Source organism: Ferribacterium limneticum, assembly GCF_020510625.1.
Taxonomy (GTDB): domain Bacteria; phylum Pseudomonadota; class Gammaproteobacteria; order Burkholderiales; family Rhodocyclaceae; genus Azonexus; species Azonexus limneticus_A.
This window is the reverse complement of record NZ_CP075191.1, coordinates 2,564,164-2,579,632: the sequence shown is the minus strand read 5'-3', so window position 1 is coordinate 2,579,632 and position 15,469 is coordinate 2,564,164. Positions and strand designations below refer to the sequence as shown.

Below are 15,469 nucleotides of genomic sequence, written 5' to 3'. Positions count from 1 at the left end.
CTCGCAGACTCCAAAAAGCGAGAATGTACATAATTTCGTCATTTGTGAACAGCCCCTAGAGGAGACCAGGCATTTTTTATGTCCAAGGAGTCCGCAATGGCACAACGAAATACGGCTGTCGCTGTCCCGACAATCTCTCCCCGGCCGGCCCTCAAGCTCGTCAAGACCCACAACCTCACCCGGGAACTCTGGCTCGATGTCCGCAAGCAAGGGATCGGCAGTTCCGATGCCGCTGCGGCCGTCGGCCTCAACCCCTACAAATCCCAGCTCGAACTCTGGCTGGAAAAGACCGGTCGTGACGGCAACCTGCCGAAGGCCGATCCGCACGATGAAGAATCCCCGATGTACTGGGGCACCTTGCTTGAACCCATCGTCGCTGCCCACTACACCAAACGGACCGGTCACCGGGTCCGCCGGATCAATGCCGTCCTTCAGCATCCCGATCCCGACAAACACTGGATGCTGGCCAATATCGACCGGGAGATCATTGGCGTACCCGATGTCCACATCCTTGAATGCAAGACGGCCGGCATCAATGGCGCAAAGCTATGGAAAGCCGGTGTGCCCGAGTATGTCCAACTCCAGGTCATGCACCAGCTCGCCGTCACCGGCAAGCGAGCGGCCGATGTGGCGGTTCTGCTCGGTGGCCAGCATCTGGAGATCCATCGTATCGAACGTGACGAGCTCCTGATTGGCCGATTGATCGAACTCGAACGACGTTTCTGGCACTACGTTGAGACCGACACGCCACCGCCGGCCGATGGCTCCGAATCCGCTGATACCGCACTCAAGGCACTGTATCCCAGCGATACCGGAACAACCGTCGATTTCAGTGATGACCGGAGCCTGTCAGCCACCTTTGCCGATTGGCTGTCGGTACGGCAAACCATCGTCGACACCGAAGCCATTGAAGCCAAGCTGAAGCAGACGCTGCAGCAGGCCATGGGTGAAGCCAGCAAAGCCCTGTTCGAAACTGGCGTCGTGACCTGGAAGAAAGCCAAGGACAGCAACACGATTGATCTCCCGGCCTTGCTCAAGGACTACCCCGAGTTCCAGCAACGTTACGCCACCACCAAACCCGGCAGCCGGCGTTTCCTCGTCGCCTGACGAAATTACCCATACCCCCAAACACCATTCCGGCCTTGCGAGGCCGGAATGGTCATTGATCCAAGGAGTACAACGATGTTGAAAGGCTTGAGCATCACCCCGCCGATTCTCGGGCGGATCTCGATTGGCAAGGTCGTCGAGAAGGCTGGCAAACGACTGCCAGAGAAGGACGATCAATTCACCATCACCAGCCAGGTCCAGGGCAAGGACGGTTGGCTACCGCATCCGTTCGATGAGGGCTTGCGCAAGGCGCAGGGTGGAAAGATTCGCAGCATCCCGATCCAACTGCTGTTCAACGACCCAGCATTGAACTTCCGGGCTGAGTACAGCTTGTTTGACCGCACCACTGGCCGGCCACTCTGTGTCGGTAATGGCGAAACCTGTAAACGGCAAAACGAGGAAGGGATACAGAGTCTGCCCTGTCCGTCACCGGATGGCTGCCCGCTGGCCAAGGGCAATGCCTGCAAACCCTATGGCCGCCTGAATGTCAGTATTGGTGATGACGATCCTCTGGGCAGTTTCATCTTCCGGACGACGGGGTTCAACAGTATCCGGACCTTGGTGGCCCGGTTGCAGTACTTCCAGGCGATTTCCGGTGATCGGCTGTCCTGTCTGCCACTGGAACTGCGGCTGCGGGGGAAATCGACACGGCAAAGTCACGGCACACCGATCTTTTACGTGGATATCACCCCGAGAAGCGGGATGTCTGTCGAAGAGATGTTGGCCGATGCCAAGCGGAAGGAGGCGGATCGGCAGTTGGCCGGTTTCGATCAAGTTGCGCTGGATACAGCGGCACGGCTGGGATTTGGGAATGGGGCATTTGAGGACAGCGAGGAAGAGGGCGGGGCGGTGGTTGAGGAGTTTTTTACGGTAGGGGAGGTTGCCGAGAACTCTGAAGCATCGAGTACTGCATCCCCTAAACCTTCGTCACTGGCGGAGCGGTTGGGGGAGAAGGTGGCTACGGCGAACTCCGAAAAAGACTATATGGACTGAAGCAGCCTTTCCTGAGCTTCGGCCCAGGAAAGGCTGGGTTGTTCAGCTCAGGAATTTTTTTCAGTTGTTCGTGGTCGAGGTTTTCGACAAGTCGATTACCTTCATCCTGAAAAACAAGGTGGGTTCGCCGGGCCCTTACATATCACCGCCAATTGCGACAATGTATTGGTAACCGGTCATAGCCCATGCTTCAATCCGCGTGACCGTTCATATCTGTGAGATATAGCTAGTAGTCAGTCACGTTGAAACACGGGGATACAAGGGGGCGAGTTTGCCTCGGGCATCCTGCGTGGTGAATCGCCATTTGACGGTAGTTGCCTTGGCGTTGCGCTCGCGGACGTTGGCCGCAATCTCTTGGCACAAGGGTCTTCGGCGGCGATTCGCTGCGACAGGCACATGTTGGACAGGACTACCAACTCGATTTCAGTGATATTGAGCCAACTGCCATGCCATCCATGCATCCCATTACCACTCAGTTGCGCTAATATATTAGTAAATTTCTGAGTGAAGCTAGGAGCAATAAGGCATCACCGAATAAGAAATAAAACGCAGGTCCCTTCCGCAGAGACACGGAGGTATGAAATGAACAAAGATCGCATCTTCGACGGTGATTACAGCATAAGTACTCACGACCTTCCTTTAGGCTGCCGGGCTAGTTATTGGCGAGACCATGTCAGCAAGGCGCTAATAGGTATTGACTGCACTGCAACCGATGTTGCCGGACTGAATGTGTCCCTCAGCTATAGCCAGCTGGGCATGGTTGGGATGGCCGAACTTAAGGGAAATCGGCATGTTGTAGAGCGTGATTTGCAACAAATTCGAAGCCACGAAAAAGACTCCGCTTTTATTTGTCTTCAGTTGGAAGGTGCAACCCATATTCTTCAGGGCGGTGAGTGCATGCCCGTGGAGTCCGGGGATGTTTTTTACTACGCCACCTCCTACCCATATGTGCACGGCAATACCTCGGATATTCACACGCTGATTTTCGACATCCCTATAGACACTATGTTGTCCCAGTGTCCCAACTTCGGGACTGGGCGCCCAGGAAAGCTTAGCCAAAATCTCGGGTACGGGCACCTAGTCTTGTCAGGGGCGCTGGATATTACGAGAGGACTGAAAAAAGACTCCTCTCACCAATCAAAAACAGACGCAGGCAATCGCCTACTTAGCTTGCTTACCTCGCTACTAGGATCTTCAGCGCACGGCAACAACGTGACGCGTTCACAAATGTATGTTGTGCTCCAGGCCAAGGCATTAATTGAAAAAAATCTCGATTCGAACGTGCTGGACTGCGACTTTGTGGCCAAGGCGATAGGTCTGTCGGCCAGACAACTCAACCGAATATTCGAGCACGAGGGAACATCAGTTTCTCGCTTAATTTGGCGCCGCCGCCTGGAAAGGGCAAACGACGACTTGATGAGTCCAGCGATGCGACATGTTCAGGTGGCTGAAATCGCTTATCGCTGGGGCTTCTCCAGCGCGGCCCATTTTTCGAGGGTGTATCGCCAGCATTACGGCTTGCCGCCCGCGACCAAACGCACATTGCATAGCATCTAGATTGCGGACCATAGGTGCTTACACGATGTCCATTTCAGTCAATTTTGATGTCGAATTGAGGCTACTGCCTGACGCAGTTGAATGAATACACTTTGCTGAAAATTCCCCCTAGAAGATCCCGTTAAGGGAAACAGGAGACAAGAATGCACAGCAGAGAATTTTGGACGATGTCCCAGCCAGCCGAGTCCAGGCAAGCCTTCTGGGCCAATACAACAGCCGAGTTTTTCGGGAACCTGGACGCGAAATTCGATAGCAACGACAACGACGATTTTGATGCTCGTCTGGTTGCTTATCAAATGGACAGCCTCAAGATTTTTCGGGTCATTGGCCCTGCGCATCGCGTTTGGAGCAAGCCGGCCTCCTTGGACAGTCCTGTCGCCGATTTCTACAAGCTGGTATTGCAGGTTAAGGGAAACAGTGTCGTCGAGCAGTGCGGTAAATCGATCGTCCTAACCTCTGGTGAGTGGACTATCTACGATCCTCGACTGAGCTATGCCATTTCCAATCGGGAGTCGATGGAAGTACTCGTGCTCCTTATCCCGCGCCATCCTTTGCGAACTTTCAAGTTGGGTGAAGTCCAGTGTCCGCTCTCCGGCCACCCGGAGTTGGAGAGTATGCAAACTCTGTTTTCCAACTTTCTCCGTTCCCTCTCTCAACAGTTACCTACCTTGCCCGATGCCTCAGCAAGCACCTTTGCCGATACTACGATGGCATTGCTGGTGTCTACTCTAGCGACCCGTCAAACCCAAAGCGATCTGCAACGCTGCAATCCGGATGTAATGAGAGTCCGCGTCAAGCAGTTTGTACACAGCCACTTAGTCAACACCGAGCTTTCGATCGAAATGATCGCCCAGGAACTGAACTGTTCGAAGCGCTATCTGCATCGGATTTTTGAGGATGAAGGGGTAACACTCGACCGCTACATCTGGAATGCCCGTCTCGAGCGTTGCAGAGATGAGTTAACTTCCCACAGCGAAGGGGTTGGCAGTATTTCCAAAGTAGCGTTTGCCTGGGGCTTCAACAGCAACGCTCATTTTTGTCGCACATTCAAATCGCGATTTGGGGTATCTCCCCGCGATTTTAAGGCGGCCGCTATCAAGCACGCCTGACGGCTAATTACTGTCTGGGTCACACCCCAAACACTCCCAAAAAGTACGGCTTTTTACGCACCAGGAAGGCGTAAGTGCGCCCATTGTTCAAATTCGTAACTAATTGCACTAACAGTAAATTGATTGTGCGCTCTCAGTAAAGACGCCAGCGGCAATGGTGTCAAAAATGAGAGCTCGCAGTGCAGGGGGCGTGAGTGATGCTCTTGGAGGCAAACCGGCCCATCGAAAACGTAACTGGAGGGGACTCAATGAACGTAATAGACCATATGCGTGCTCCGTGCAGGCTTTCCATGCTGGCTATGGCGGTGGCGACAATTTTCTCGATACCGGCGGCACAAGCTTTCAACATCGAGACAGGCAATAGCGACCTGAAAGTGAACTGGGACAATACGGTGAAATATACGGCTGCCTACCGTATCAACAACCCGGATCAAAATGTGGCCATTTCCTCGGCCAATCCCAACGTCGATTTTGGCGACTTGGGGCACCAACGGGGCCTGATCAACAATCGGGCCGACCTTCTCTCAGAACTCGACGTCAAATACAAGAACATTGGTTTGCGTGTATCTGGTGCAGCCTGGTATGACGCTGAGTACGCGAAAGATACGAACGACTTCAACGGAGCTGCTCCCAACAACCAGCTTCAACTGAGCGGCGCCCCGCTCAACCGGACTACCAAAGGCTCCCAAAACCTCATGGGTAAGCGTGCGGAAATTGCTGATGCCTTCGTGTTCGGTAAGTTCGCACTGAATGACGAACAAAACCTGACTGTGCGCGCCGGTCAGCACACTCTGCTTTTCGGCGAAACACTTTTCCTCGGCGCCAACGGCATTGCTGCGGCACAAGGCCCCGTTGATCTGGTCAAGGCATTTTCGTTGCCGAACGCCCAGTTCAAGGAAATTGCCATGCCGGTTGGCCAGATTTCGGCCAGTTGGCAGATCAGCCCGGGCATGTCGCTTTCGGCTTACACACAGTATGAATGGAAGCCGATGCGACTCCCGGCGGCGGGCAGCTATTTCAGCATGGCAGACTTTGTCGGTGATGGTGCAGATTTGCTGCTCGCCCCGAACGGGCCGGCATTCCGTACCGGCGACGCAAAAGGAAGCAATACCGGGCAATTCGGTCTCCAGTTCAAGTTCAAGGTTGGCGACGTGGACTACGGCCTGTACGCAGCCCGCTATGACGACAAGGGGCCGCAGGCAGTGCTGAATTGGAACAGCCATACCTATAACCTGATGTACGCCAAAAACATCGAGATGTATGGTGTCAGCGCCTCAACCGTACTGGGCGAGACCAATGTCGCGATTGAAATGTCCACGCGGCGGAATACCCCTCTGGGCGTTGTAGGCGACCTGCTTATCAACACCATGGCCAATGCCGACAACGACAAGAATACCCCGTACGCACGTGGCAACTCGTTCCACTTGAACCTGTCAGCCATCACCCTGCTACCGGCAACACCGCTATGGCATGGCGCCAGTTTCGTTGGCGAGTTTGCCTACAACCGACTGCTCGATGTCACACACAATCCAGTCAACAGCGTTACCAATCTCCCGGCGCTCAACTCGACCCACACCCGCGACGCCTCGGCATTTCGCTTCGTCTTCCAGCCTGAGTACTTCCAGGTCATGCCTGGTGTAGACCTGCAGGTGCCGATTGGTGTCGGCTATGGCTTGAGCGGTCGTTCCGCAATCTTCCAGGTAGCCCCTGAGCATGGCGGCGATATCAGCATTGGTTTCAACTTCGATATCCAGAAAACCTGGAAAGCTGGCCTGAACATCGTGCACTACTTTGGACCCGCCGGCCCCGCCCCTGCCGTGAATGTCGCGGCAGGCACCTACGCCAGCTACAAGAACTATTACGCCGATCGCGACTACGTGTCGTTCACCGTGCAGCGCACCTTCTAAAGACAGTTTCAGGAGCATTTTATGAAGATCAAATACACTGTATTAGCAACTCTGGTTGCCGCAGCGATGAGTGCCAGCCTTGCCCACGCCGCCGTCGGCGCTGATGAGGTCGCCAAACTGAAAAGCACACTGATGCCTTTGGGTGGCGAAAAAGCTGGCAACAAGGATGGCTCTATTCCAGCCTGGGATGGTGGCTGGACCAAGCCGGTACCGGGCAAGAAACTGGGTGACGTACCGCTTGAACTGTTCGCTGGCGAAAAGCCGATTGTCCAGATTTCTGCCAAAAACATGGGGCAGCATGCCGACAAACTGAGCGATGGCGTCCAGGCTTTGATGAAGAAGTATCCGGAAAGCTTCCGCATTGACGTCTTTCCAAGCCATCGTACCGCCGCTGCACCGAGTTGGATCTACGACAACACGCTGAAAAATGCAGCCAACTGCAAGATCAAGGATGGCGGCCTTTCGATTGAGGGCTGCTACGGTGGAGTCCCATTCCCGATTCCCAAGGCCGGGGTCGAACTGATCTGGAACTGGCTGCTGCGCATTGAAGCCGAATCGATCGACATGGGCTTCAAAAATGTCGTGGTCAATTCCGATGGATCGCGCACGCTGGCAACCCGGAACGACGAAAACTTCAACTTCCCTTATTACTTCAAGGATGGTTCAGCTGAAAGCTGGAACGGCGAGTACGCACTGGCCCGCTTTATCACGACTGCTCCCCCGTTCAAGGTCGGTGAATCTCTCGTTCTGCGTGACAGTGTGAACCCGAAGACCGCTCGTGGCGCCTGGCAGTATCTCGTCGGCCAACGTCGGGTCCGTCGTGCGCCGACTGTTGGCTACGACACCCCTGACTTCGTAGCCTCCGGTGCCAACTACTTTGACGAAGTGAAGGGTTTCTTCGGCCATCCTGACCGTTACAACTGGAAGATCGTCGGCAAGCGGGAAATGTACATCCCCTACAACACCAACGGCTTTCTGGCTGCCTCGGCAGAAGAAGCCATTACCAAGAACCACCTCAATCCGGACAAGTTGCGCTGGGAACTCCATCGCGTCTGGGAAGTGGAGGCAACGGTTGGTGAAGGTAAGCGCCACGCTGTCCCCAAGCGCAAGTTCTATTTCGATGAAGATACCTACCACCTGGTCCTGATGGACGGCTACGACACCGAAGGCAAGCTGTGGCGCACCTCGATGACTACGCCCTTTGTCGAACCGTCAATCCCGGCTGTCGTGAATATGCCAGCGGCTGTATTCAACATTCAGGCCGGCACGATGAGTGTGGTCCAGATGCTTAATGGTGAGTACTACAAGGTCACCAAGCGCCGCCCTGACACCTATTTCAGCGGTGATGCGCTGTCCGGTGATGGTGGTCGCTGAGTCGTGCCTAGTTAAGCCCTGAGACCTATCAGCCAGTAAGACTTGGATCAGGGCTGGAATTACTTCCGGCCCTGACTTCCATCTGCCAAGAGAAATATGAAACTGATGATGCCGTACACGAGAAAAATGCCGCCACAGCTTGCCGCCCTGGCTTTCGCAGCGCTTCTAGCCTGCCCTATGGCCGGGATGGCCAAACCACAGGACCTACTGGAGCGACCCGCCGAAATGCACCCTAGGGTTGAAAGCTCGGTCTTCCTGTCTGTCGTGCGTGCCGACAAACGTCTGGTCGCCGTTGGTGAACAGGGGCGAATAATTTTCTCGGACGATAACGGCACTACTTGGAAACAGGCGCCAACTCCAACCAGCGTAACGCTCACAGCTGTCTATTTTGCCGGTGGCAAACAGGGTTGGGCGGTCGGTCATAGCGGCATTGTCCTGCATAGCGCCGACGGCGGAGAAACTTGGAAAAAGCAACTGGATGGCTTGCAGGCAGCCAAGCTGCATGATGCCGGCGTCCAGGCGCTGGGCAGCGATACACCGAACTTGCCGGCGCAGCAGCGAAATGCCCAACAACTACTGGCTGATGGTGCCGACAAGCCGTTCCTCGACGTTTACTTCGAGAATGAAAACAAGGGCTGGATCATTGGCGCCTACGGCATTGCCTTTACGACCAACAACGGCGGTAAGCAGTGGGAAACAATCATTCCCGGCATAACCAATCCAAAGTCGCGCCACCTCTATAACGTCCGTCCCATAGCTGGCAAGCGTTATGTCGTGGGCGAACAGGGAACGCTATTGGTCAATGAAGGTGACAAACGCTTTTCGGCCATTTCATCGCCCTACAACGGTACCTATTTTGGTGTGATTGGCGGCAACCAACGGGAACTCGTCCTCTACGGACTGCGCGGCAATGTTTTCTGGTCGGGCAACGAAGGCAGAGACTGGAAAAAAGTCGAAGTCGGTTCAGCGGTCACCCTGACTGCTGCTACCCGACTCGACAACGGAAACCTGCTGCTGGCCGACGAAACGGGCCGCGTGTTGCGCAGTACGGATGGTGGTCAGAATTTCACCACCGAGCCGATCGCCAAAGCAGCTTATATCACCGGCATCACACAGGCCGCAGACGGCAGCGTCATCCTTGCGAGCAATCGCGGACTTTTCCGGATCGCTACTGCAGCGGCGCAGAAGGACTCGAAATAAATGAATCACGATAACTCCTTAGCCGAACATCCGGTCATTCGCAACCTGGAGGATTTCGACCAGAACTCCGGCAATTGGGGCGAACGCCTGTTGTTCAACAACCGTGCCTGGGTGGTACTGGCCTGCACGCTGTTGACCTTCGCCATGGCGTATCAGGCCTTCGGAATTTCGCTGAATGCCGCCTTCGAAAAAATGATCCCGACCAAACATCCGTTCATTGCCAACTATCTGGACAATCGGACGCAACTGGGCGGGCTTGGCAACACCCTGCGCATCGCCATCGAAAACAAAAAAGGCAACATCTACGACGCGGCCTATCTGGAAGTGGTCAAGAAGGTTACGGATGAGATGTTTCTCTATCCGGGCGTCGATCGTCCCTACATGAAATCCCTGTGGACCCCGGCGGTCCGCTGGACCGGCGTCACCGAGGATGGACTGGACGGCGGCCCGGTCATTCCCGACGATTACGACGCATCGCCTGAAAGTGTCGAACAGGTTCGGATCAACGTCGAGCGTTCCGGAGAAATCGGCCAGCTAGTTGCCGGCAACCTCAAATCCAGCATCGTGCTCGTTCCCTTGCAGGAAGTGGCAGCCGATACCGGCAAACGGATCGATTATCGCGACCTGTCGGAGAAACTCGAAAAGATCCGCTCTACTTACGAATCGGACGATCTCAGCATCCACATCACGGGCTTTGGCAAGATCGTCGGCGATCTGATCGGCGGTTTGCAGCAGGTACTGATCTTTTTCGTCACCGCCGCCCTGGTTTGTACGGCTGTCCTTTTCTGGTTTACCCGCTGCCTGCGCAGCACTATGTTGGTCGTCATGTGTTCGATGGGCGCCGTCATCTGGCTCTTGGGCGCGCTGCCGAGCATCGGCTTCGAGCTCGATCCTTACTCCATTCTCGTCCCTTTCCTGGTCTTCGCCATCGGCATGAGCCATGGCGCCCAGAAAATGAACGGCGTCATGCAGGACATCGGCCGTGGCACCCACAAACTGATCGCCGCCCGCTATACCTTCCGTCGCCTGTTTCTCGCCGGCGTCACGGCACTCCTCGCCGATGGCGTCGGGTTTGCCGTGCTCATGCTGATCGACATCAAGGTCATCCAAGACCTGGCAATTACCGCCAGCATCGGCATGGCTGCGCTGATTTTCACCAATCTCGTTCTCCTGCCGATTCTGCTGTCCTACACCGGCGTCAGCGCGACGGGCGCGGCACGCAGCCTCAAGTCAGAAGCTGAAGATTCATCCGACAAACAGCACACCAAGCACAAACTGTGGGCCTTTCTCGACCTGTTCACCCAGCGCAAATATGCGTTGATCGCCGTCGTCGTATCGGCGGTACTGGGCAGCGCCGCCTTCCTGGTCAGCCTCCAGCTGAAAATCGGCGATACCGGTGCCGGTGCGCCGGAGTTGCGGGCCGACTCGCGTTACAACCGGGACAACGCGTTCATGGTCGACAACTATTCGGCGAGCAGCGATACCTACGTCGTGATGGTCAAGACGCCCGAGTATCAATGTGGTACCTACAACACCATTCTGTCGGTCAACGAACTCGAAACCCAGTTGCGCCTGTTGCCCGGTGTGGAGTCGACCAACTCTCTCGCCGCCCTGACCAAGCAGGCATCGGCCGGCCTCAACGAAGGCAGCCTGAAGTGGTACGACATTCCGCGCTCTCAGGACTTGCTGAATGCCCTCATTACGCGGGCCCCGCGCGAACTGTTCAACCAGAACTGCAACCTGCTCACGCTCTACGTGTACCTTAAGGACCACAAGGCCGATACGCTGGATTCGGTCGTCGCGGTGGTTGAATCCTTTGCCAAACAGCACAACAGCGAGGAAACGACTTTCTTGTCTGCGGCAGGCAATGCCGGTATCGAGGCCGCGACCAACATCGTCGTCAAACGGGCCAATGTGCAAATGCTGATTCTGGTCTATGCCGCGGTGATTGTGCTGGCCTTCATCACCTTCCGTTCGTGGCAGGCCGTCGTCTGCGCCGTATTGCCCCTGATGCTCACCTCCGCCCTCTGTGAGGCGCTGATGGTCTATCTCAACATCGGCGTCAAGGTCGCCACGCTTCCGGTCATCGCCCTAGGCGTTGGCATCGGCGTCGATTACGCACTCTACATGCTGACCGTGATGCTGTCTCGCCTGCGCAATGGGGATTCGCTCTCGGAAGCCTACTACCAGGCTCTCGTCTTCACCGGCCGGGTCGTCGTCCTGACAGGGGTAACGCTGGGCATCGCGGTAGCCACCTGGGGCTTCTCGCCCATCAAGTTCCAGGCCGACATGGGCATCCTGCTCGCCTTCATGTTCGTCTGGAACATGTTGGGCGCGCTGATCCTGCTACCCGCGCTTGCACACTTCCTGATGCGCCCCGCAACACAAAAGAACACTGCCTCTTAATACAGGCAAAAACTAGCACTTACAAAAAGCAACTGGAGATATCGAAGATGCATTTCCACAAGAATGGCTTGCTTGCCATCGCCGTACTGCTTGCCCCGCTGGCCCACGGTGCCGCCGACAATCTGAATGCGCGGCGCCTGAACGACGCTGACAAGGAGCCGCAGAACTGGTTAAGCCATGGTCGCACCTACAGCGAGCAGCGATTCAGTCCGCTGACGCAGATCAATCAGGGTAACGTCGGCAAGCTCGGTCTGGCCTGGACACATAAACTGGATGTTGATCGTGGCGTCGAAGCCACCCCTATCGTCGTCGATGGCGTCATGTACACCACCGGGGCATTCAGCATGGTTTATGCGCTTGATGCTGCCTCCGGAAAACTCCTCTGGAAGTTTGATCCACAAGTCCCCCGCTATGTTGCCGGGCGCGGCTGCTGTGACGTCGTCAATCGTGGCGTTGCCGTCTGGGAGGGCAAAGTTTACGTCGGCGCCTTCGATGGTCGCCTGATCGCCCTCAACGCCAAAACAGGCAAGCAACTGTGGTCGGTCGATACGCGTACCGACCCAGATCGGAGCTATACGATTACTGGCGCACCTCGTGTCGTCAAAGGCAAGGTGCTGATCGGCAACGGCGGCGCGGAATTTGGTGTTCGCGGCTATGTCTCCGCCTACGATGCCTCGACCGGAAAGCTCGCCTGGCGGTTCTTTACTGTCCCCGGCGACCCGGCACTGCCGGCGGAAAACGCGGCCATGGAAATGGCCCGCAAAACCTGGTTCGGCGATGAATATTACAAGCAGGGTGGTGGCGGTACGGTCTGGGACTCGATGGCCTACGACCCCGAGCTCAACCAGCTCTATATCGGCGTTGGCAACGCCTCCTACTGGAACATCAAAACACGTAGCGCCGGCAAGGGCGACAACCTTTTCGTATCGTCCATCGTTGCACTCAATCCGGACACGGGTGAGTACATCTGGCATTACCAGACCACCCCCGGCGATAGCTGGGATTTTACCGCGACCCAGACCATTACCCTGGCCGAGTTGCCGATCAACGGAAAACCGACCAAGGTACTGATGCAGGCGCCCAAAAATGGCTTCTTCTACGTGCTTGACCGCAGCAACGGGAAACTCCTTTCGGCAGAAAAATTCGCACCAGTCAATTGGGCCAGCCAGATCGATCTGGCGACCGGCCGGCCGGTGCTGACCGGCGAAGCCGATTATCCCAATGCCGACGGCTACAAGCTTGTCGTTCCCGGCTTCCTGGGAGCCCACAGCTGGCATCCGATGTCGTTCAGCCCGAAGAGTGGCCTGGTCTACATTCCAGCCCAGGAAACCGCTGCGGCGTACAAGGCCAGCTCCGACACGTCGCGTTCGATCAACCCGGCCATCGTCAATCTGGGCGTCATCCCGGCCGACCTGCCGGAGGATGGCAAAGCGGCCAAGCCCATCCTCGATTCCTACAAAGGCAAGTTACTCGCCTGGGACCCGCTCAAGCAAAAAGCGGCGTGGACGGTGAATTACCCTGGCGTCTTCAATGGTGGCACGCTGGCCACGGCCGGCGACCTCGTTTTCCAGGGCACGGCGGATGGCCGGGTCACGGCTTATGCTGCAGACAGCGGCAAGCTCCTTTGGGAATCGCCAGCCAATACGGGCGTGATGGCCGGCCCGATCAGCTACTCCGTCAATGGCGAGCAATACGTGACTTTCATGGCCGGTTGGGGCGGGGTATTTCCGCTGTTATTGGGGCCTTTTGCCAAGAACAGCACGAAAGTTCAGCCCGAAGCGCGCATCCTGACCTACAAACTCGGCGGCACTGCCAAGTTGCCGCCGGCAAAACTGGCACCGCAGGCACCGCCACTTCCGCCAGCGCTGATTTTCGAGGATGAAGTCAGAATCCAGAGCGGGCGCGACCTGTTCAATGCTGCCAACTGCTCCGGCTGTCACGGGCTCAACGCGATCAGCGGCGGCATCGTACCCGATCTCCGATACCTGGCGCCCAAGACTCATGAGCAATTCAACCTGATCGTCAAAGGCCTGCGTTCACCCAAGGGAATGCCTTCATTCCACAACGTCCTGAGCGATGAACAGATCACCTTGATTCACAACTATCTGATCAAGCGAGCGCACGACCTTCAGGCTGAACTAAAGAACAAATAGCAATAAACAAAAGTTAAGTCTCACTTTGACAAGGAATAAAGGAAAGAATATGACAAGTATCGAAACAGGGCTGATTCCCGTTCTTCCGGAAGTCACGGCATTTCTGCAACGGCAGCATGCGTTGTGGATCAATGGTCAATGGGTCGCGTCAAGCAGCGGGAAGTCACTGGCGGTTTTCGACCCGGCAACAGGGCAGGAAATTTCTCATATACCGGATGCTTCGGACCTAGATGTCGATCACGCGATCAAGGCAGCTCGAGCCGCCTTCAAGGTCTGGTCCCACATGCGTCCGGCCGATCGGGAGCGCCTGCTACTCAAATTCGCCGACGTGATCGAAGCGCATGGTGAAGAACTGGCGCAGCTGGAAACACTGAACCAGGGCAAGTCCATCCACCTGTCTCGAATGATCGAAGTCGGTGCCTCCGTGGAATATGTACGCTACATGGCCGGCTGGGCGACAAAAATTGAAGGGACGACCTCTGATCTTTCGATCGCCATTCCGCCCGGTGCCAGAAATCTGGGATTGACGCTGCGCCAGCCGGTCGGCGTGGTTGGTGCCATTGTGCCGTGGAATTTTCCGATGGGGATGGCTATCTGGAAAATTGCTTCGGCGCTGACCTGCGGTTGCACCATGGTGCTCAAGCCGTCTGAAGATACGCCGCTGACCGCCCTGCGCTTGGCAGAGTTGGCCAAGGAAGCGGGGATTCCGGACGGGGTGCTGAATGTCGTCACCGGCCTTGGTGCTGGCGCCGGTGCGGCGCTGGCCAGACATCCGGGCATCGACAAGGTGAGCTTTACCGGATCGACGGTCACCGGCAAGGAAATAGGTCGTATGGCTCTCGCCAACATGACCCGCTTTACGCTCGAACTCGGTGGCAAGAATCCGATGATCATCATGGACGATATGGATGCCGCCGCAATAGCACCGGGCCTGATGGCTGGGTGCTTCTTCAACCAGGGGCAGGTTTGCGCGGCCGCCTCGCGGCTTTACATCCATCGTTCAATTTTCGATCACACCGTCGGCACTCTGGAGTCAGCCATGAAGGGGATGACTTTGGGCTCCGGGCTCAACCCGACAGCACAGGTTCAGCCGCTGGTTTCTGCTCGGCATCAGGCGCGCGTCAGCGAGGCTGTGGATGCAATTCGCAAAGAAGGCGTTGAAATCGTTACCGGCGGGAAAACTCCTGACCGTACTGGCTATTTCTTTGAACCGACGCTGTTGATCAATGCACCGGAAAACAGCCTTGCGCAGAAGCAGGAAATATTCGGACCTGTCATTTCCGCAGTACCGGTAGAGAGCCTTGATCAGGCCATTGCCCTGGCTAACAACACCGCCTATGGATTGGCCGCCAGTATCTGGACCCGGGATTTCAATTCGGCGATGAAAGCAGCCCGCCAACTTGAGGCCGGAACAATCTGGATAAATAGCCACATTCCGCTTGATCCTAACCTGCCTTTCGGCGGCTTCAAACAGTCGGGCTACGGTCGAGAACATGGCCGGGGTGCTATCGAGCAATACACGGAAACCAAGTCAGTAATCATTCCGGTCTTCGAATAACGCCACTTCTGTTTTACCGGGCTCATGGCGCCCGAATGTTACCAACCGAGCATCTCCCTCTCTTTCCCCGGCTCGCCATGAGACCGGGGACTTTTTTCCATGAGG

10 protein-coding genes are annotated in these 15,469 nt (G+C 56.1%); all 10 read left to right on the top strand.

Annotated features, from left to right (window positions below; translation table 11 throughout):
• Positions 1–96: 96 nt before the first annotated feature.
• The 10 genes from KI617_RS12270 (at position 97) to KI617_RS12225 (ending at position 15,364) form a co-directional block, all read left to right on the top strand.
• On the top strand, positions 97–1,107 hold the full coding sequence (locus KI617_RS12270; protein ID WP_226446665.1) for a YqaJ viral recombinase family nuclease: 1,011 nt from the start codon (positions 97–99) through the stop codon (positions 1,105–1,107).
• 87 nt (positions 1,108–1,194) lie between these two features.
• Positions 1,195–2,100, top strand: coding sequence for a recombination directionality factor (locus KI617_RS12265; protein ID WP_226446663.1), 906 nt, complete (start codon positions 1,195–1,197; stop codon positions 2,098–2,100).
• 582 nt (positions 2,101–2,682) lie between these two features.
• The gene (locus tag KI617_RS12260; RefSeq protein WP_226446662.1) at positions 2,683–3,657 is read left to right on the top strand and encodes a helix-turn-helix domain-containing protein; all 975 of its coding nucleotides are present in this window, start codon (positions 2,683–2,685) and stop codon (positions 3,655–3,657) included.
• 143 nt (positions 3,658–3,800) lie between these two features.
• Complete coding sequence (locus tag KI617_RS12255) at positions 3,801–4,766, top strand: AraC-like ligand-binding domain-containing protein (RefSeq protein ID WP_226446660.1); 966 nt, start codon at positions 3,801–3,803, stop codon at positions 4,764–4,766.
• A gap of 197 nt (positions 4,767–4,963) precedes the next feature.
• Complete coding sequence (locus tag KI617_RS12250; RefSeq protein WP_226451875.1) at positions 4,964–6,673, top strand: DUF1302 domain-containing protein; 1,710 nt, start codon at positions 4,964–4,966, stop codon at positions 6,671–6,673.
• Between the two features lie 21 nt (positions 6,674–6,694).
• Complete coding sequence (locus KI617_RS12245) at positions 6,695–8,047, top strand: DUF1329 domain-containing protein (protein ID WP_226446658.1); 1,353 nt, start codon at positions 6,695–6,697, stop codon at positions 8,045–8,047.
• A 225-nt stretch (positions 8,048–8,272) separates the two neighbouring features.
• Positions 8,273–9,247: a YCF48-related protein gene (locus tag KI617_RS12240; protein WP_226446656.1), complete on the top strand. Its 975-nt coding sequence runs from the start codon at positions 8,273–8,275 to the stop codon at positions 9,245–9,247.
• Positions 9,248–11,653 carry an efflux RND transporter permease subunit gene (locus KI617_RS12235; protein ID WP_226446655.1) on the top strand — a complete coding sequence of 802 codons (2,406 nt, stop codon included), beginning with the start codon at positions 9,248–9,250 and terminating at the stop codon, positions 11,651–11,653.
• 47 nt (positions 11,654–11,700) lie between these two features.
• Positions 11,701–13,806: a PQQ-dependent dehydrogenase, methanol/ethanol family gene (locus KI617_RS12230; protein WP_226446653.1), complete on the top strand. Its 2,106-nt coding sequence runs from the start codon at positions 11,701–11,703 to the stop codon at positions 13,804–13,806.
• Positions 13,807–13,855: 49 nt separating this feature from the next.
• Positions 13,856–15,364 carry an aldehyde dehydrogenase family protein gene (locus KI617_RS12225; protein ID WP_226446651.1) on the top strand — a complete coding sequence of 503 codons (1,509 nt, stop codon included), beginning with the start codon at positions 13,856–13,858 and terminating at the stop codon, positions 15,362–15,364.
• Positions 15,365–15,469: the final 105 nt, after the last annotated feature.

Bases quoted from the DNA above. Each gene is read 5' to 3' on its own strand.
- KI617_RS12245 (WP_226446658.1), top strand. From the start codon at position 6,695: ATGAAGATCAAATACACTGTATTAGCAACTCTGGTTGCCGCAGCGATG.
- KI617_RS12235 (WP_226446655.1), top strand. From the start codon at position 9,248: ATGAATCACGATAACTCCTTAGCCGAACATCCGGTCATTCGCAACCTG.
- KI617_RS12270 (WP_226446665.1), top strand. From the start codon at position 97: ATGGCACAACGAAATACGGCTGTCGCTGTCCCGACAATCTCTCCCCGG.
- KI617_RS12225 (WP_226446651.1), top strand. From the start codon at position 13,856: ATGACAAGTATCGAAACAGGGCTGATTCCCGTTCTTCCGGAAGTCACG.
- KI617_RS12240 (WP_226446656.1), top strand. From the start codon at position 8,273: ATGCACCCTAGGGTTGAAAGCTCGGTCTTCCTGTCTGTCGTGCGTGCC.
- KI617_RS12260 (WP_226446662.1), top strand. From the start codon at position 2,683: ATGAACAAAGATCGCATCTTCGACGGTGATTACAGCATAAGTACTCAC.
- KI617_RS12250 (WP_226451875.1), top strand. From the start codon at position 4,964: ATGCTCTTGGAGGCAAACCGGCCCATCGAAAACGTAACTGGAGGGGAC.
- KI617_RS12255 (WP_226446660.1), top strand. From the start codon at position 3,801: ATGCACAGCAGAGAATTTTGGACGATGTCCCAGCCAGCCGAGTCCAGG.
- KI617_RS12230 (WP_226446653.1), top strand. From the start codon at position 11,701: ATGCATTTCCACAAGAATGGCTTGCTTGCCATCGCCGTACTGCTTGCC.